At 64.4% G+C, this 16490-nt stretch carries 18 protein-coding genes; 16 read left to right on the top strand and 2 right to left on the bottom strand.

The window, feature by feature from the left end; genetic code table 11:
• Positions 1-397: 397 nt before the first annotated feature.
• Positions 398-1477 carry an Lrp/AsnC family transcriptional regulator gene (locus V9L17_RS10170; protein WP_337351333.1) on the bottom strand — a complete coding sequence of 360 codons (1080 nt, stop codon included), beginning with the start codon at positions 1475-1477 and terminating at the stop codon, positions 398-400.
• Between the two features lie 229 nt (positions 1478-1706).
• Between V9L17_RS10170 and V9L17_RS10175 the strand changes: the two genes are divergently transcribed.
• The 7 genes from V9L17_RS10175 (at position 1707) to V9L17_RS10205 (ending at position 8976) form a co-directional block, all read left to right on the top strand.
• Positions 1707-2630, top strand: a complete 924-nt coding sequence (locus V9L17_RS10175) for a polysaccharide deacetylase family protein (RefSeq protein ID WP_337351334.1) — start codon at positions 1707-1709, stop codon at positions 2628-2630.
• The gene (locus V9L17_RS10180; RefSeq protein ID WP_337351335.1) at positions 2627-3943 is read left to right on the top strand and encodes an MFS transporter; all 1317 of its coding nucleotides are present in this window, start codon (positions 2627-2629) and stop codon (positions 3941-3943) included. The genes V9L17_RS10175 and V9L17_RS10180 overlap by 4 nt, the downstream gene beginning before the upstream one ends.
• Entirely contained in the window at positions 3940-4758 is an 819-nt protein-coding gene (locus V9L17_RS10185; protein WP_337351336.1) for an SDR family NAD(P)-dependent oxidoreductase, read from the top strand. The genes V9L17_RS10180 and V9L17_RS10185 overlap by 4 nt, the downstream gene beginning before the upstream one ends.
• Positions 4759-4765: 7 nt before the next feature.
• Positions 4766-5818, top strand: coding sequence for a ketopantoate reductase family protein (locus V9L17_RS10190; RefSeq protein ID WP_337351337.1), 1053 nt, complete (start codon positions 4766-4768; stop codon positions 5816-5818).
• Entirely contained in the window at positions 5815-7032 is a 1218-nt protein-coding gene (locus V9L17_RS10195; RefSeq protein ID WP_337351338.1) for a M20 family metallopeptidase, read from the top strand. Before V9L17_RS10190 ends, V9L17_RS10195 begins: the two co-directional genes overlap by 4 nt.
• Positions 7033-7047: 15 nt before the next feature.
• Positions 7048-8106, top strand: coding sequence for an NADH:flavin oxidoreductase/NADH oxidase (locus tag V9L17_RS10200; RefSeq protein WP_337351339.1), 1059 nt, complete (start codon positions 7048-7050; stop codon positions 8104-8106).
• 417 nt (positions 8107-8523) lie between these two features.
• Positions 8524-8976 carry a DUF6454 family protein gene (locus V9L17_RS10205; protein ID WP_337351340.1) on the top strand — a complete coding sequence of 151 codons (453 nt, stop codon included), beginning with the start codon at positions 8524-8526 and terminating at the stop codon, positions 8974-8976.
• A gap of 119 nt (positions 8977-9095) precedes the next feature.
• Here V9L17_RS10205 and V9L17_RS10210 read toward each other — a convergent pair whose 3' ends face one another.
• Complete coding sequence (locus V9L17_RS10210) at positions 9096-9605, bottom strand: universal stress protein (protein ID WP_337351341.1); 510 nt, start codon at positions 9603-9605, stop codon at positions 9096-9098.
• Positions 9606-9751: 146 nt separating this feature from the next.
• On the opposite strand from V9L17_RS10210, the gene V9L17_RS10215 reads away from it, so the two are divergent.
• The 9 genes from V9L17_RS10215 (at position 9752) to V9L17_RS10255 (ending at position 16488) form a co-directional block, all read left to right on the top strand.
• Positions 9752-10891 (top strand): glutamate--cysteine ligase, encoded by a 1140-nt coding sequence (locus V9L17_RS10215; protein ID WP_337351342.1) that lies wholly within the window; start codon positions 9752-9754, stop codon positions 10889-10891.
• Positions 10892-10968: 77 nt separating this feature from the next.
• Positions 10969-11397 carry an SRPBCC family protein gene (locus V9L17_RS10220; protein WP_337351343.1) on the top strand — a complete coding sequence of 143 codons (429 nt, stop codon included), beginning with the start codon at positions 10969-10971 and terminating at the stop codon, positions 11395-11397.
• A 55-nt stretch (positions 11398-11452) separates the two neighbouring features.
• Positions 11453-11701, top strand: coding sequence for a hypothetical protein (locus V9L17_RS10225; RefSeq protein WP_337351344.1), 249 nt, complete (start codon positions 11453-11455; stop codon positions 11699-11701).
• 38 nt (positions 11702-11739) lie between these two features.
• Positions 11740-12219 carry an anthrone oxygenase family protein gene (locus V9L17_RS10230; RefSeq protein ID WP_337351345.1) on the top strand — a complete coding sequence of 160 codons (480 nt, stop codon included), beginning with the start codon at positions 11740-11742 and terminating at the stop codon, positions 12217-12219.
• Positions 12188-12883, top strand: a complete 696-nt coding sequence (locus V9L17_RS10235; RefSeq protein WP_337351346.1) for a 4'-phosphopantetheinyl transferase family protein — start codon at positions 12188-12190, stop codon at positions 12881-12883. Before V9L17_RS10230 ends, V9L17_RS10235 begins: the two co-directional genes overlap by 32 nt.
• Before the next feature lie 279 nt (positions 12884-13162).
• The gene (locus V9L17_RS10240; protein WP_337351347.1) at positions 13163-14068 is read left to right on the top strand and encodes a phosphate/phosphite/phosphonate ABC transporter substrate-binding protein; all 906 of its coding nucleotides are present in this window, start codon (positions 13163-13165) and stop codon (positions 14066-14068) included.
• Positions 14068-14880 carry a phosphonate ABC transporter ATP-binding protein gene (locus V9L17_RS10245; RefSeq protein WP_337351348.1) on the top strand — a complete coding sequence of 271 codons (813 nt, stop codon included), beginning with the start codon at positions 14068-14070 and terminating at the stop codon, positions 14878-14880. Before V9L17_RS10240 ends, V9L17_RS10245 begins: the two co-directional genes overlap by 1 nt.
• The gene (phnE, locus tag V9L17_RS10250; RefSeq protein ID WP_337351349.1) at positions 14867-15727 is read left to right on the top strand and encodes a phosphonate ABC transporter, permease protein PhnE; all 861 of its coding nucleotides are present in this window, start codon (positions 14867-14869) and stop codon (positions 15725-15727) included. The genes V9L17_RS10245 and phnE overlap by 14 nt, the downstream gene beginning before the upstream one ends.
• Complete coding sequence (locus V9L17_RS10255) at positions 15724-16488, top strand: tyrosine-protein phosphatase (RefSeq protein ID WP_337351350.1); 765 nt, start codon at positions 15724-15726, stop codon at positions 16486-16488. Before phnE ends, V9L17_RS10255 begins: the two co-directional genes overlap by 4 nt.
• Positions 16489-16490: the final 2 nt, after the last annotated feature.

A 16490-nucleotide genomic window follows, 5' to 3' on the forward strand; every position in this document is an offset into this window, starting at 1 on the left:
CAGACCGGTCACAGTCAAGGAGACTACCCTTGACCGATTCAACGGCAGGGCGCACTGGACAGACTTGCCGGCTTGCCCAAGGCGCGAATCCTCGATCACTAGGCCTAGAACCGAGGAACGCTAAAGTTCAGGTCGCTGAGGCGGCGGGCGGGCAACTGCCTCGATGGATTTTCATCTAGCGAAGCACAAAGTCCAGCAACGACGGGCGCGATAAGCGTGACCGCGCCGTCGGAAAGTTCGTCGACTATCTGCTCGTCCTGCTGCGCTGGCCGACACCGCCACCACCTTGACGTCCTGATCCCGGGAGGTGTTCACGATGTAGGCGGTCATTAAGGGAAGACGGCGACGGCGGGAGCCCGTCGCCGTCGTGGTTCTGCTCTGCCCCGGCCGGGCAGCTCTACCGTCTCAGCAGTCCCTCCACCTGTTCACCGATGCGGACTCCATCCCTGTCCATCCAGTAGCGTCGCAGGATCCGGTGGCTGACACACGTATCCATGGCCTGGATGCCAGGCAGGGCGCCCACGTCTTGGGTGAGGAACTCGGCAAACTGCTGTGGTCCAGTGAAGACGCCATGGAACATTACCGGCGCCTTGCCCGTCACCATCGAGACCATGCGGGCGGAGGGGTGTGCTGCGAGGGTATCCAGCACGGCTCCGATTGCCTTGGGCTTAATATGCAGGGAGACGATCGCCGCCAGCGGGAACCCGACGGCGCCCGGCTCCACTTCTACGCGGGGTGAAATCGCTCCGGTGCTCAACAACGTCTGAATGGCCCGATATGCCGTGGAGCTGCCCACATTCAGGGTCCGGGCGATCTCAGCCGCGGAGGCGCGGGCGTTGCGTCCCAACTCGCCCATGGTGCGGAATTCGAGGTCGGTCATGTCTTCCGTGGATCGGAGCGGCGGCTGGTTTACCGGCACAACGTGCGTTGCGAGGGCATCCTTCTGCTGTGAGTTCAGTCGCTGGAGACGCCAGGATAGTGCAACGCGCCTTGAGTCCAGCACCAGTTGGGTCTCAACGGACGAGATCCCGGCCAGGGATGGGATCCTGCGGCTGATCAAATCATTGAGATTCGTTCCGAGGAGCGGGAAGAGTTCTGCATAGACGTCGCTGCTCCCGGACGTGGTCATGATGAATTGGATCTCCGGAAAGGCCTTGAGCTGTTCGGCAACTTCCAAAGCCTGTCCCGGATGGCAGCAAATCCACAGTTGCTGCGGGTTGCCGGAGAGGACCAGCGGCCAGGCGTACCGGCCAACGACCTTCATGAGGCGTTCGTCCTGAAGCCGTTTGAGCCTGCGAGTGATGGTGCTGGAGGGTACACCCAGTATCTCGCCGAGGGCGTTAGCCGGAACCCGCGGAGCGATCTGGAGCGCGGCGATGATGTCGTGGTCCGTCTCGTCCATGCGTGAGTTTCCGGCCACCACAGAGTTCTGTGCTGCCTTGGCCATTGCCTGCTCTGTTATCTGATCCACCGTCATAGTAGCTCCAGAATACCTCGCTGAGACCCTCTACGGGAGACGCAAAAACCACAAGACCCGCGTTTTCTGAATGATTTTCCCACAGGACCTTGTCTTGATGCACGATTTAGCCTAGTCTTGAAGACATGAGAGTTGCGTCACAGTCGACAAGCAGGCCTCGGTCTCCGAAGAAGGAGAAACGGCCCGGGAGATCCGATGCAGCGCTACCATCGAAAGAGAGCCCAACACAATGAACAATTCACAGCCGTGGGAATGGCCTGAACCGCAATGGCGCGGTCATGTGAACAAGATCCGCGCGGGCCAGTCCCTCCTTCATCCCGACCCGGCCATGCGCTGGACGGACGGAGCCAACGTAGCCGTCCTGTTGTCCTTTGATTCCGACCACGAGACACCGTCACTGCGCGACGGCGAGACCTCACCGGGGCGGATGGCGCAAGGCGAGTACGGTGCCCGGGTTGCGGTGCCACGGATCCTTGAACTCCTGCGCCGCTACGAGGCGCCAGCATCCTTCTATATTCCGGCTGTCTGCGCCTTGCTTCGTCCGGACGAAGTTCCGACGTATGTGGACAACGGCCACGAAGTCGGCGTGCACGGATGGATCCACGAGCGGAACACCCAGCTTACGTATGAACAGGAACTGGATCTGTTGGGCCGTGCCACTGAAGTCCTGCACAAGCAGTCCGGGGCCAAGCCCACGGGCATCAGGACACCGTCCTGGGATTTCTCAGATTCCACCCTGAACGTCATTCGGGAGCTCGGCTTCGTGTATGACTCGTCGCTGATGGCTGATGACGAACCATATGAGCTGGTCCAGGAAGGTTCGCAGACCGGCATCGTCGAGATCCCGGTGGAGTGGATCCGGGACGATGCACCGTATTTGATGATGGACCGCTACTCAGGCCTTCGTCCGTACATGCCTCCCCGGCAACTTACCCAGATCTGGAAAGACGAATTCGATGCTGCCTACGCGGCAAACGGCGTTTTCCAGCTCACGCTTCACCCCCACATCATCGGGCACAGGTCCCGGCTGATCGTGCTGGAAGAGCTGATGGAATACATCCGCTCCCACGACGGCGTCTGGATCACCACCCACGAAAACCTTGCAGCACACGTTGCATCCCGCATCACCGGCCCGAGGACTTCAAACTCATGACAACACAGCAAGTGACCGCAGAAACGGCCCACGAAACCAAACTCTCCGCGCGCGGCCGCAAGGCAATCATCGCGGGCGGCATCGGCAATGCCGTCGAATGGGTTGACTGGGCCGTCTACACCACCTTTTCCTCCGTCTTTGCCCACCATTTCTTCCCAAAGGGCGACCCCGTCGCGGCGCTCCTTGCCACTCTGGCGATTTTCGCCGTCGGGTTCGTCATGCGGCCAGTCGGCGCGGCGATCATGGGAGCCTATGCTGACCGGCACGGACGGAAGAAGGGCCTGGTTCTCACTATTGGCCTGATGGCCGGGGCGACCGCCGTCATCGGCTTCGCACCCACGTACGAGACCGTTGGGCTGCTGTCGCCGATCATCCTGGTGGTGGCCCGCATGGTCCAGGGCTTCTCGGCCGGCGGTGAGTTCGGATCCTCATCGGCTTTCCTCGTGGAATCCGCCGCTCCGCGCCGCCGTGCTTTCGCAGGTTCGTGGCAGCAGGTCTCCGTCGGCGCCGGCGTCCTCCTGGCCTCCGGCATGGGCGCCATCATCACCTCAACCATGTCCAAGGAAGCGTTGGACAGCTGGGGCTGGCGCCTGGCCTTCATCGTCGCCGCACTTCTGGGCCTTGTAGGGCTCTGGCTACGTTCCTCCGTGGAGGAAACCGACTCGTTTGTCAACGCCAAGGCACGCACGGAGGCTTCCGGCGAGAAGCGCCGCAACTCCGTCTTCACCATGTTCGTGAAGCACCCGGGATCCACACTCCGCGTATTCGGCATCACCATCGCTGGCACGCTCCTCTACTACATGTGGGTGTCCTACATGCCGACGTACGCTGCAGTGGCGACCGGCATCCCACTCAGCCAGGCCCTGATTGCCAACTTCATCGCCGTCGGGCTGTTCCTGATCCTGTTGCCTTTCGCGGGCCTCCTCTCGGACAAGATCGGCCGCAAACCCACCATGACGGCCTTCGCCGCTGGCTTCCTGCTCTTCTCCTGGCCGGCCTTCACCCTGCTGAACGGCAACTTCTGGATGCTTCTGCTCATCGAGGTGATCGGGGTTATCCTTCTTCTCGGATACTCAGCCAATTGCGCGGTGATCATGGCTGAGCAGTTCCCGGCAGAGGTTCGCGCCACAGGCATCGGCCTCCCTTACGCCCTGGCAGTGGCCGTGTTCGGAGGCACCGCCCCGTACATCACCACCTGGATGAACACCAGTGGCTACGGTGGCTTGGTCTGGGTCTACTGCTCCATCGCTGCCGCGATCGGCGTGGCCGTCTACCTGACTATGCCGGAGACCAAGGGCAAGGCGCTCGATTGAGCCGCCACGCCGTAGTAACGGGCGCTGGCAGCGGCATCGGACGCCGGGTTGCGGTCCGGTTCGCGAGTCTCGGTTACCAGGTGACCCTGGTTGACATCAATCCCGCTCCGCTCGCCTCCGCGGTCGAAGGTTGCCAGGAGGCGGGCGCGGAGGCGGCCCGGGCGGTGATCGCGGACCTCGGTTCCGCCAACGGCCCCGAGAACATGATCACTGAAGCCTGGTCAGCGGCACCCGTGGATGTCCTGGTCAACTCGGCGGGGATCTACCCGGCTACTCCGTTCCTGTCGCTGGACGCCCGGAACTGGGACTCAGTACTGAACCTCAACACCCGGGCCCCGTTGCTGGCCACCGTGGCGCTGGCACAGCGTGTTGTCCAATCACAAACCGCCAATGAACCCGGTAGGGGCGCGAGCGTCGTCAACATTTCCTCCGGGGCGGCGCTCCGCGCCCGCCCAGGAGCGGCACCATACTCCACCTCGAAGGCGGCCCTGGAAATGGCCACCAAGGCATCGGCCCTGGAACTGGGCCAGTACGGCATTCGTGTGAACGCCGTCGCTCCCGGGTTCGTCACGGTGAACAGCAGCACAAACCCGGTCACGGAAGAGTACGCGGCGGCAGTCTCCGGCAACCCGTTAGGTCGCCGCGGCGAACCTGACGACATCGCCCGCGCGGTGGTCTGGCTGGCTGGGGACGAAGCCGCGTGGATCACCGGCGAGACCCTGCGCGTCGACGGCGGTTCGTCCACCGGCGCCATCAACTTGCCCCTCCACTGGGCGCCTCAGGCTGGCAGCGAAGCCGGCATCAGAAATTCCTAAGGAAGTCATGACTAATAACCCCTACACAGTAGTTGGTGCCGGCGCGATCGGCGGCACCTTGGCAGCACACCTCCACGCCCAGGGCGTCCCGGTCCAGGTCGTAGACGCCGATGCCCGCCATGTGGATGCGATCAAAAGGAACGGCCTGCAAATCAAAGGTCCCTCTGGCGTCTTGGTGGCGCACGTCCCCGCTTACACGCCCGATGAAGCCCCCGATCAGCTGGGTCGCGTATTGCTCGCAGTAAAGGCACAGGCCACGTACAAGGCAGCGGCCTGGATTGCTCCGCGTTTGAGCAGCGACGGCTATGTCGCCTCCATGCAGAACGGGCTCAACGAAGCGACAATCGCCGCGCACGTAGGCGCCGACCGAACGGTGATCGCCTTCGTGGACCTCTTTGCCGACGTGCTGGAGCCAGGCGTCATCAGCGACGGCGGCATTGGCGCCATGGCGCTGGGCGAATACGCCGGCAAAGTGAGCGACAGGGTGCGGCAGCTCGCCGAAGACCTGCGCCACTGGGGAACCGCGACGGTCACAGATAACGTTCCCGGGTTCCTGTGGTCCAAGCTGGGCTTTGGCGCAATGCTCACGGCAACTGCCCTGGCCGACGCGGACATGAGCGAACTCATCGACCGGCACCGCCCTGCGATGAATGAGCTTGCCGCCGAGGTGTTCGATGTTGCTTCCGCCGAGGGCATCCGGCTTGAGGCTTTCGATGCCTTCGACCCGGCACGTTTCCTCCGTGCCGCCGACCCAGCGAAAAACGCCGAGGCCATTGATGACCTCGTCAAGTGGCTCTCCACCCAGACCAAAACCCGGTCCGGGATCTGGCGGGACATTGCTGTACGGCATCGCACCACAGAGGTGCCAACGCAATACGAACCGGTCATCGACGTCGCTGCGCGGCACGGACTGAAGCTTCCCCTCATCGAGGATTTGGTCGCCGTGATCCGCAAGCTAGAGACCGGAGCCATTGCGATGGACGAGGAGCATCTCGCACACCTCGACCGCGAAGCCACCGCAGCCGTCAATGCCGCTGGAAAAAAGGAGTCGGCAGCATGAGCCCCCTCAAGGACCTCACGGCCTGGATCGGGCAGCGGCGCTCCCACATAGTAGATGACCTGATGGCTTACGTTTCGCAGGAAACTCCGTCCGACGACAAACCCCTACTCGTCTCAGGTTTGGCGTGGATCGAGGATTGGCTGCACAGCCGCCTAGGCATGCCCTCCACCCGCAGAATCGTCGACGGCGGCGAATGGGGCGACACTCTCGTGCTGGATTATCCCTCGGACAGCGGATCGAAAACCTGGATCACCGCCTTGTGCCACTACGACACCGTGTGGCCCGCCGGCACCCTCCGGTCTTGGCTCCCGACCGTGGACGGAGACCGCTTTTCCGGGCCGGGCGCTTTCGACATGAAGGGCGGGCTGGTCCAGCTCGTCTGGGCGCTCAAGGCATCGAAAGACCTAGGGCTTCCCCGCCCCAACGTGCGCCTTGTGCTCAACGGCGACGAAGAAATAGGCAGCCCGGCATCCCGGCCCGTTATTGAGGAAGAAGCCCTTCGCGGTAACGCCGTCCTGGTCTTCGAGGCCAGCGCCGGAGGAGCATTGAAGACAGCCCGAAAGGGAGTAGGCATCTTCCAGGTCACAGTGAATGGACGGGAGGCCCATGCCGGACTTGACCCCGAGGCCGGCGCAAGCGCCATCGACGAAATAGCCCGCCTGATCCTCCAACTCCATGCCGAGACAGACCTAGGGAAGGGAACCACGGTAAACGTGGGGCTCGTGCATGGAGGCACCCGCACCAACGTCACAGCCGGGTCAGCGCGGGCAAACCTCGACATACGGGTCTCCTCCGACGCCGAGGCGCGGCGGATCAGCAGAGTCCTGGACACACTCAAGACGCGCCACCAAGCAGCCACGTTGACCGTGAGCGGTGAGTGGAACCGGCCCGTTATGACGCGCTCGGCGCAGACAGCACGCTTGTTCGCTGCTGCTGAATCCGTTGCCAAGGAATTGGGCTTCGAGCTAACTGAGACTTCCGTGGGCGGCGCCAGCGACGGAAACTTCGCGGCAGCACTGGGCCTGCCGGTCCTGGACGGCCTCGGCGCGGTCGGCGACGGTGCCCACGCGAGGAACGAGTGGATCAGCGTGGATGGCATGTTGGAGCGCACCTGCCTGGCCAGCGGGCTGCTCGCCGTCCTGCATGACGCGCCGGCGGTCCTGCACGACCCGCCGGAGGTCCACCGGAGCGCTCTGGATGCGGCGGTCGCCTAGGTGGATCGTGGAAAAGTGGCCCGGCCGCTCACAATTCGCGGCCTTGAGATCCCGAACAGGATATGGATGTCGCCAATGTGCCAGTATTCGGCCGGGCGAGATGGCGTGCCAACGAACTGGCACATGGTGCACTACATTTCCAGGGCCATTGGGGGCTCGGGAATCGTAATGGTGGAATCCACGGCAATTGGTCCACGTCATCGGACGACGGCCGGCGACCTGGGCATCTGGAACGGGCAGCAAGTGGAGGCGCACTTCAAGCTTTCGGCAGATATCCGGGGCGCCGGTGCCGTGGCCGCCATCCAGCTCCAGAGCGCGGGTCGGAAGAGTTCCCACCAAGTGCCGTGGCTCGGCGGAGGCCAGAATAGTCCCATCGCCATGGATGAAGGTGGCTGGACTCCCATGGCACCATCGGCGAAGCGGTTTGGGAACCTCATGGTGCCGGCGGAGATGACCGTAAGAGACATTGACGAGGTGGTGGAGGACTTCGCCCATGCCGCCTCGAACGCTCACGAGGCGGGCTATGACGTCGTCGAAATCCATGCGGCGCATGGGTACCTGCTCCATCAGTTCCTCTCGCCCATCTCCAACCACCGCGTGGACGATTATGGCGGATCCATGGAAAACCGGATGCGGCTGCCGTTGCGGGTCGCCCGGGCCGTTCGGGACACGTTCCCGCAGCATAAGCCTGTGTTCGTCCGCATGACCGCGACCGATTGGATCGACGGCGGTATCACCCTGGACGAAGCCAGCGTTTTCGCCCGGAGCCTCGCAGCGGCGGGCATCGATCTCCTGGATGTGACCTCAGGGGCACTCTCCATTGACGCACCCCCACCCAATCGTCAAGCGCTGAATGTGGAGTTCGCCCAGACGTTGCGGGCAGAGAGCGGAGTTCCGGTGGCCCCCGTGGGGCAGTTGTCGGACCCAGCGCTCGTGGGGACAGTCCTTGAACAATCGACGGTTGACGCGGTAATGGTAGGCAGAGCGCTCCTGCGCGACCCCTACTTCGCGCTGCGCCTCCTCGGGGACGGCTCCAAGGCTCAGTGGCCGCGGCAATATCATCGAGCGCTCTAACGGCACGCCCTACACTCTCGTCGAAGAGACCGACACGGTTGTCGGCTCCGCTGTCGATGCCCGGTCACGCCGGCTGACACGTGTCCTGGGTGCGGTCATGCCAGGCCGGGATCTTGGGATTCCGCACCGGCACCGTGCTCAGCACGCTCAGGGCCTGGTTCTACGTCTGGCTGCGCTACTTCACTTGATGCGGACAGCGGCGTGTCGGCCGCTGCACCTCAAAGCGTCCGTCAGCTTTGTGACGGCCGTCGCCGTCCACATCGCCTCCGAAGTCCGTGTCATAGACCCCCTCAGCGCCGTGCCGAGGTCAGCCAGGGCGGGCGGGCTCGGTCCCCGACCAAGTTCCTTCTCGGTCACCACAACCGCACGGTCCGCCCGTCCTCCATCACGTGCAGCCCCAGCACCCCCACCTCGTCAATGCGAATGCCCGACGGCGTCTCCCCCGTTGGCGGTGTCGTCGCCGACCGCAAGACCCACCGAATTAGCGGCGTCAGCTGGGGTTCCCGCAAGCTGTTCACCTGGAACAGTCAAGGCAGCCTCCTGGGCACGCAGGCCAACCCCAGCCATTTCATCGACTACCAGGACTGCGAGTACGCCGGCGCCGGGCACCAACTCTGCTCGGGCGTTACCGGCCTCAAAACTGCCGACGGAAAGCCGTTCGAGCTCGGCGGCCTCGCCCTGACCGACCTCGCAGACGGAACGATCGTCCACGAGGTCCCCTTCCAGAAGTTCTCCACCGCCGGCCACTCGATGACCCGTAACCCGGTTGCCCTGGAGTCTGACGGCGGCGTGCTGCGCCTGTTCGCCGCCCCCGACGACGGCGAGGAAGTCGCTGGAACCGAACTTTTCGTGTTCGAAGCCCGCCCCTAAGCAGGTAGGAATCCGCTGCCACGAGAAGTAATCGGGGCTTCTGGCCCTGTCTTCAACGCAGCCAGAGGGGTAGCACTGGTGACGCCAAGTGCTACCCCTCGGGGCTTGCCGACGTCCCTTCAGGATCCGGGCACAACCAGGACTGGCCGGCGCTGGGTCCGTGCGAGGGAGGACGAAACGGACCCTTCGAGCAGCCTATCTATCCGGGCCAGGACACCGGTCCTGGGTCCGCCCACGATGATTAAGGACGCACCCGCGTTCTCTGCCAACCGTCCAAGTGCCTGCGGAACGTCGCCGTGCAGGGGACGGAAAGTCCATTGTTCACCCGGTGGTCCGAGGATGGCTTCGATCCGGCGCTGAACGTCCCCCGGGGGGAACGGCGACTCATCATCGGCTGCCGGGTCCAGGGAGTCTGCCGTCCGGGAGCCCTCCGGGCCCCACTCGGTCAGGTAGCTCGCCGGATCGACGAACGCACAGATCAGGTGCCGGTCCAGACTCACTGCCACGTTTGCGGCCGTGCTGATCAGATGCTCCGCCGGCTGCCACGGGACTCCCAGCACCAGCGGACCCGCCGGCCATCCCTGGCCGGCGCTGAAACCCATCATGTCCATGTCCGTCAGGATAGCCATTATCCGTATTTTGGCTGCGGCCCGGGTCCGGCTCCGCGGACAAAATCCGGCCCGCCACCCCTCCCGGCCACTTGGATGTCATCTCTGAGGGCAGGCAGGACAAGCCTTGGCGCTTTACGTTCGCTTTCGTCCCCCACACTTAGCCGGTGCGTACTTTTGGTGTCGAAGAAGAATTCCTGATCGTGGACCCCGACAGCGGTGTCCCCCTGCCGTTGGCCGGCGAACTGTTGCGTCTGCACGATCCGGGCGTTCAGATCGACGGCGACGCTTTGCGCCTGCCAACACTGTCCGCGGAGCTCCAGCAGGAACAGCTCGAAGTCATCACCCGCCCGCACAGCAGCCTGGAGGCACTGGCCGCCGAGATCCGGGCGGGCAGGACCTACGCCGATTCATTGGCCCGGATGGCGGGCGCGCGAATCGCGGCACTGGGCACCTCGCCGCTGGCGGTGACGCCCCACGCGACCCGAACGGAGCGCTACGACTCGCTGCAGGAAAAATTTGCCCTCACGGCCCGGGAGCAGCTGACCTGCGGATTGCACGTCCACGTTTCCGTCGACTCCGATGAGGAGGGCGTCGCGATCCTTGACCGGAGCAGGTCATGGCTGCCGACCCTGACAGCGTTGAGCTCCAATTCACCTTTCTGGAACGGCACAGACAGCGGATATGCCAGCTTCCGGACCCAGGCGTGGAACCGGTGGTCGTCTGCCGGGCCCACAGAAGTCTTCGGATCTGCTTCGGCCTACCATTCCCTGGTAGCGGACCTCGCCGGCACCGGCGTCGTTAACAGCCCGGATTTCGACGCGCGCCTCTCCGCCAACCACCCCACGGTAGAGGTCCGGGTGGCCGACGTCTGCCTTGACTCCAGGGACGCCGTCCTTATCGCCGCCCTGGTGCGGGCCCTGGTTGAAACCGGCGCCCGTGAGTGGGAGTCCGGCCTGCAGCCGGACCGGGTCCCCGCAGCAATCCTGCGCCAAGGGGCCTGGCGGGCAAGCCGGTCAGGCGTGCACGCCGAGCTGCTCCACCCCTTGACACACCGCCCCGACACGGCAGGAACCGTCGTTGCAGCGTTCCTTAACCATGTCCGGGATGCCTTGGACGACGCCGGGGACACCGACTTTGTTGCAGATTCGCTGGCAAGGATTTCCAGTCAGGGCACAGGTGCCACCCGCCAGCGGCAGGCAGTAAAACGCGGCGACAGACTCGCTGACGTCGTTGCCGACGCCATTGACGGCACCCACCAGGCGTTGGCGGGGCACCTTCAGGACCTTGCCGCTGTTGCGGGCTGACCATCCCAAAGCGAACTCCGGGTGAATTCTGGGTTAGCGCCGGCCCGTACAAGATCGGGGCTGGCTACCCTTGGCGGATGCAGTCGTTTGAGTCCGAAGAACCCATCAATGCCCGCTCGTCAACGGTCTGGGGCGTTATCACGGACGCCGGGAATTTCACAGTCTGGGAATCAGGAATCACCTGGGTCGACGGCGAAGTGTTCAACGGCGCCCTCATCCGGATCAGGACCGTCGGCGGCGGCCGCCGGACCTTCCGGACGCACGTGCGGCAACTGCCGGGCCAGGTTATGATCTGGAAAACACGCCTGCTGCCCGGCCTGCTGACCTGGACCCGCACGTACAGCCTCTCACCCCACGCAGGGTTGACCCATCTACGGGTGAAGGATGCATTCGGCGGACCGTTGCTGACGGTAGCCAAGGACACGCTGCCGGTTTCCGAGCAGGACCTTTACTCCTATGTCGCCGCGGTCAGGAGACGCGCCGAGCTGCTGGACCGGCAGGCATAGCGGCACATCCGTGGCAGTTCATCAGCCGTTCATGGACGGCGTGTAAATTCTCGCCGTGATTGTTTTCGATCTGTCCCGCCATGGCTTTACGGTTCTCGACGAAGACGACGACGACCCGGCTCTCGTCTCGCCGGACGGCACCCCCGTCGACACGTGGCGGGAAGGCTACCCCTACGCGACGAGAATGACGCGGGACCAGTACGAGATGGAGAAGCGGCTCCTGCAAATCGAGCTGTTGAAGCTCCAGAAGTGGGTCAAGGCCTCGGGCCGCCGTCTGGTCGGTCCGATGCCGTCACGCTACTAAACGCCGGGGGCACCTGCCCCCGGCACAGGACCGGAGCCATGCACGTCATTACCCTTCTCCTGACCGCAGCCACCGTCGCCCTAGCGGGGATCGGCGGCCTCTACTACTCTTACGCCTGCTCGGTGATGCCGGGGCTCCGCGCTACGGACGACGCGACATTTGTCAGTGCAATGTCGCGCATCAACTCGGCGATCCAAAACCCGGTGTTCGCGCTCAGTTTCTTCGGTGCCTTCCTCTCGCTTGCGGCCGCAACGGTGTACTCATGGGCCAACGGTCTCGGCAGTTCACTGCCCTCCACCGTGGCCCTCGCCTTCTACACCGCCACGCTCGTCATCACCATGGCCGTGAACATCCCGCTGAACAACCGGCTGGACCAAGCCGTCAGGTCCGGACGGGCCGCAACTGCGCGGAAAGCCTTCGAACGCCGGTGGACGCGCTGGAACATCCACCGCACGTGGCTGTCGCTGGCATCGCTGGTAGCCCTCAGTGCGTCATGGGCGTCCCTGGGGCAGGCGTGAGCGCCCGGCAGCGGCAGGTCAGGTCTCCCGGACCGTTCCCGGGCCGGGACTGCGGGCCGGCTCCGACCAGCTGATCCCACCCGGTTTCTACTTGGAGGAGGATCTGGGCGAGGACAGGGAAGTTGCCCCCTGGCCGGGTGAAGCTGACCTTGTGGGCCCGGTCTGGGCCCGTAACCGCTTCCAGGCAGTGCTGGCCCGCGAATGCGCCCGCCTCGGCCCGGCAAGGCTGGGCCACGAGCCGGTACCCCTTCCGCGGCTTCCCCAGGGCGGGCCGGCCTGGCCGGCCGGCATCGTGGGGAGCCTGACCCATTGTGCCGGCTACCGTGCGGCGATCGTGGGCAGGACATCGGCAGGGCGTTCTGCCGGCATTGATGCCGAACCGCGCCGCCCACTCCCGCCCGGAGTCATGGAACTCATCTCCAGCGCCGGTGAGCAGGGGCTGGTCGGCCGCCTGCGCGTGGCCGCACCCCACATCCACTGGGACACCTTGCTTTTCTGCGCCAAGGAGGCAGTCTACAAAGCCTGGTTTCCGTTAGCGAGGACGTGGGTTCCGATGACACAGGCCGCGGTGTGGCTCGGGACGGAGGGGAGTTTCAGGGTCGCCATCCGGCTGCGGGAGAACCAGCCAGGGGACCTGACTCTGTTGTCTTGGAAGGGCCAGTGACGGTCCGGGACGGGATCATGGTTGCGGTGACAGTGAGGGCTCCCCTGGATTGACCCCGGCATAGGGCGGGAAGTGGGCCGGTTTCGGCACCCGCTTCGGCACTTACGCAGGAAGTACCGGGAACGCCCCCGAGATCTTCACAACGAGTGGCTGCTTGTGGGAAACCCACTGTTCATGTCGCGTTCCCTTGCCAGTACGGCGTTCTCGTAATTCGGATTTACTTCGCGGCGATTCGATATGGGTGTTCTCGAAACCCCCATCTCCCCGCGAAGGAACACCATGCGTTTTCCCACTTTGCCCGCCGTTGGCGTACTCAGCCTCTGCACGGCTGTTGCAGTTACCGGCTGCCAGGCCGCCGCCCCTGAACAGGCCAGCCATTCCACGGCGGCGATCACCATCGCCACCATTCCACTGGGCGACGATCCGACCCAGGCCAACCCGATCGAGGCCTTTGCTGACCTGCTTGAGGCGGAAACCGGCCGCACGGTTGAGGTCACGGATGTGCCGGACTATCTCAGCGTTGTGGAAGCCATCCGTGGCGACCACGTGGACATCGGAATCATGAGCGGCTTCCCCTCGGCCCTTGCGGTCAATACCGGCGAGGTTGACTCCTTGATGGCGTGGGCCGGCAGCGACGCCCCTGTCTCAACCTGTGTTGTCCTGGACGGCTCCCCGGTCCAACAGCTCGAAGACCTGCGCGGCAAGACCGTGGCGTTCGCAGACCAGGCATCGAGTTCGGGCTACTTCATGCCCGTTTACATGCTGCATGAGGCGGGCCTGAAGAAGGGCGAGGACTACGAGGCGATCTTCGCCGGCGGCCACGACGGCAGCTTCGCGGCCCTGAAGCAGGGCCAGGTGGACGCTGCGTGCACCGCGGTCATGCTCACCGAACTCGGCTCTCCCATGTTTCCCTTCTCCGAAGGCGAGTGGCGTGGCATCGGCAAGAGCCCTGCCATGGACGTGATGGGCAGCGTCCTGTCGCGGCAGTCCCTGGACACCGAAACACGCCAACTGCTGCAGGAGGCACTGCCGAAGGTCTTCTCTGAAAAGAACGCCGAAGCCCTCGGAGCACTCGGCAAGGGCTTCATCGGCCTGGACGAGATCATGGACCCGGAGCCCGCAATCTTCGACTCGTTCGCCGAGATCGCCGCAGTGGCAGACGTGAAGCTCGAGGACCTCGGCTAATGACTGCATCAACTTCGGCTGCAGCCGCTCCCGTCGCGGAGCTGAAGCGGACCCTCCCGTTGATCTCCGTTCGCAACCTTGCCGTTGCCTACGACGACCAGCCTGTACTGAACGGCGTGGACCTGGATGTAAACCCCGGCGACATGGTCGCCCTGCTGGGCGCCTCCGGCTCCGGTAAGTCAACGTTGATGAAAAGCCTGACAGGGTTCGCGCCCATCACCGCCGGCACCGCCCGTGTTGCGGGCTACGACGTGACAAACCTGCGGCGCGGTGACCTGCGAAAGCTGCGCTCCGACGTCGGGCAGGTTTTTCAGCAGTTCAACCTCATTCCCCGACTGAGCGTCCTCACTAATGTGTTGACCGGCGCCCTGCCCCATGCGGGGCCGGCAAACCTCGTCGGCGGCTTCAGCAGCGAGCACCGCTGCCTCGCGATGCATTACCTGGACCGCGTGGGCATTGCGCATAAAGCGAAGGAACCGGCGCGTGCGCTCAGTGGCGGCCAGCAGCAGCGCGTCGCCATTGCAAGGGCGCTGATGCAGCAGCCCCGGGTGATTCTCGCCGATGAACCGGTCGCATCCCTGGACCCCAAACTCGCCGATTCGGTGCTGGAACTGCTGCGCGGTATCGCCACGGAGGACGGCATTCCCGTCCTCGTCAGCCTCCACGTCCTTCCCCTCGCCCTTGCTCACAGCGACCGGATCCTGGGCCTGCGAAACGGCCGTCTGCTCCTGTCTGCGCCCACCGCCGAGCTCGACGCCCCCGCGCTCTCGGTCCTCTACGACGGGGAAGGAACCTCCCATGACGACCACTGAACCAACCACGGTCGCCACCGCCGCTCCGGCAGCCACTGAGGCAGCGGTGCAGCTGGACCCTGCTGAACGGCAGAGGCTGGAACGGGCGTTTTCCGTGCCCCGCGCACGGGTCCTTGCTGGCATCCCGGTGGCCGTCATTGTGCTGATCTGGTCCTTCTGGGGCGCCGAATTCAACTTCACCAAGCTCGGTGAAGGAACGCTCAACATGGGCGAGTTCCTGTCACGGCTCTTCCCGCCGGACTTCTCAAAGCTCGGCACCATCAGCGCCCTATTGATCGAAACCATTCAGATGGCGATCGTGGGAACAGTTCTCGGCGCCGTCCTGTCAGTGCTGGTCGCGTTCGCGGCGGCATCCAACATCGCCCCACGCTGGCTCTACTACCCGGCCCGCTGGGTCATGAACATCATCCGCTCGGTGCCGGACCTGGTGTTCGCGCTGATGTTCGTATCGGCAGTGGGACTGGGCCCTTTTGCAGGGATCCTCGCCATGACCCTTGGCTCCCTGGGTTCCATCGGAAAAATCTTCGCGGAGGCCATGGAATCAGTGGACCGCGGCCCCATCGTGGCCATGCAGGCAGTGGGCGCATCAAAACGCCAAGTCATCCAGTACGGCATCATGCCCCAGGCCGCCCCGCTGCTCGTCTCATACACCCTCCTGCTTTTCGAAGGCAATGTCCGCGGAGCGACCATCCTCGGACTGGTCGGCGCCGGCGGCATCGGCCTGGAGCTCACCACGGCCATGCGCATGTACAACTACGGACACCTCAGCGCCATCATCATTTGCATCATCGTGCTCGTCACGGTCATCGACCAGGGCAGTGCACTCATCAGAAGGAAGATCACATGACCACTCCTACCATCGACATTGAACCCAGCACACCCGTCAACCTTCGGGACCTCGGCGGAATCCGCATAGCGGGCGGCGAGCTGCGCAACGGTCTGGCCCTGCGGGCCGACGACCTTTCGGTCATCACGGACCAGGACGCGCGTGCCCTGGTGAACGGCGGACTCGCCGCCGTCATCGACCTGCGCACCGGCGATGAGGCAGCACTGACCGGACGCGGCCCACTCGCAGATCACGCCGTCGCCTACCACCATCTGCCCCTCCTGGCGAGCATCTCAGCAGGAATGCCCGACGGCGGGTCCCCCGTGATCGAGCACGTCGCCATGGGAGAGATGTACGCCCGCATGGTTGAGGACGCCGCACCCCAGCTCGCCAGCGCCCTCGGCATCATCGCCCTCTCCCCCGGGGCCACGGCCTTCCACTGCGCTGCCGGCAGGGACCGGACAGGCGTCCTGGCCGCAGTGCTCCTTCTCGCCCTCGGCGCCTCCGACGAAGAGATCATTACCGACTACGCACGCACCCACCCCAACATGGCCGCGATCCTGGAACGCACCAAGCCCACAATGGGAGCACTCATGGCCCGGCTTGGTTTCGACCTCGACGCCATGGCGGCCGTAACCATCTCGGAGGAACCCATGGAGATCGCCATGCACACCATGCTCGCGCGGCTTCGGGAACGCCATGGTGACGCCCTCGCGCCGCTTCGCAGGGCAGGACTGAGTGGGGCAACCATCGCCCGCCTGCGGGAACGTGCTCTTGCATGAGA

It is taken from the genome of Pseudarthrobacter sp. CCNWLW207 (assembly GCF_037203945.1).
In the GTDB taxonomy this organism is placed as follows: Bacteria; Actinomycetota; Actinomycetes; order Actinomycetales; family Micrococcaceae; genus Arthrobacter.

Bases quoted from the DNA above. Each gene is read 5' to 3' on its own strand.
- V9L17_RS10170 (WP_337351333.1), bottom strand. From the start codon at position 1,477: ATGACGGTGGATCAGATAACAGAGCAGGCAATGGCCAAGGCAGCACAG.
- V9L17_RS10175 (WP_337351334.1), top strand. From the start codon at position 1,707: ATGAACAATTCACAGCCGTGGGAATGGCCTGAACCGCAATGGCGCGGT.
- V9L17_RS10180 (WP_337351335.1), top strand. From the start codon at position 2,627: ATGACAACACAGCAAGTGACCGCAGAAACGGCCCACGAAACCAAACTC.
- V9L17_RS10190 (WP_337351337.1), top strand. From the start codon at position 4,766: ATGACTAATAACCCCTACACAGTAGTTGGTGCCGGCGCGATCGGCGGC.
- V9L17_RS10195 (WP_337351338.1), top strand. From the start codon at position 5,815: ATGAGCCCCCTCAAGGACCTCACGGCCTGGATCGGGCAGCGGCGCTCC.
- V9L17_RS10205 (WP_337351340.1), top strand. From the start codon at position 8,524: ATGCGAATGCCCGACGGCGTCTCCCCCGTTGGCGGTGTCGTCGCCGAC.
- V9L17_RS10210 (WP_337351341.1), bottom strand. From the start codon at position 9,605: ATGGCTATCCTGACGGACATGGACATGATGGGTTTCAGCGCCGGCCAG.
- V9L17_RS10220 (WP_337351343.1), top strand. From the start codon at position 10,969: ATGCAGTCGTTTGAGTCCGAAGAACCCATCAATGCCCGCTCGTCAACG.
- V9L17_RS10230 (WP_337351345.1), top strand. From the start codon at position 11,740: ATGCACGTCATTACCCTTCTCCTGACCGCAGCCACCGTCGCCCTAGCG.
- V9L17_RS10240 (WP_337351347.1), top strand. From the start codon at position 13,163: ATGCGTTTTCCCACTTTGCCCGCCGTTGGCGTACTCAGCCTCTGCACG.
- V9L17_RS10245 (WP_337351348.1), top strand. From the start codon at position 14,068: ATGACTGCATCAACTTCGGCTGCAGCCGCTCCCGTCGCGGAGCTGAAG.
- phnE (WP_337351349.1), top strand. From the start codon at position 14,867: ATGACGACCACTGAACCAACCACGGTCGCCACCGCCGCTCCGGCAGCC.
- V9L17_RS10255 (WP_337351350.1), top strand. From the start codon at position 15,724: ATGACCACTCCTACCATCGACATTGAACCCAGCACACCCGTCAACCTT.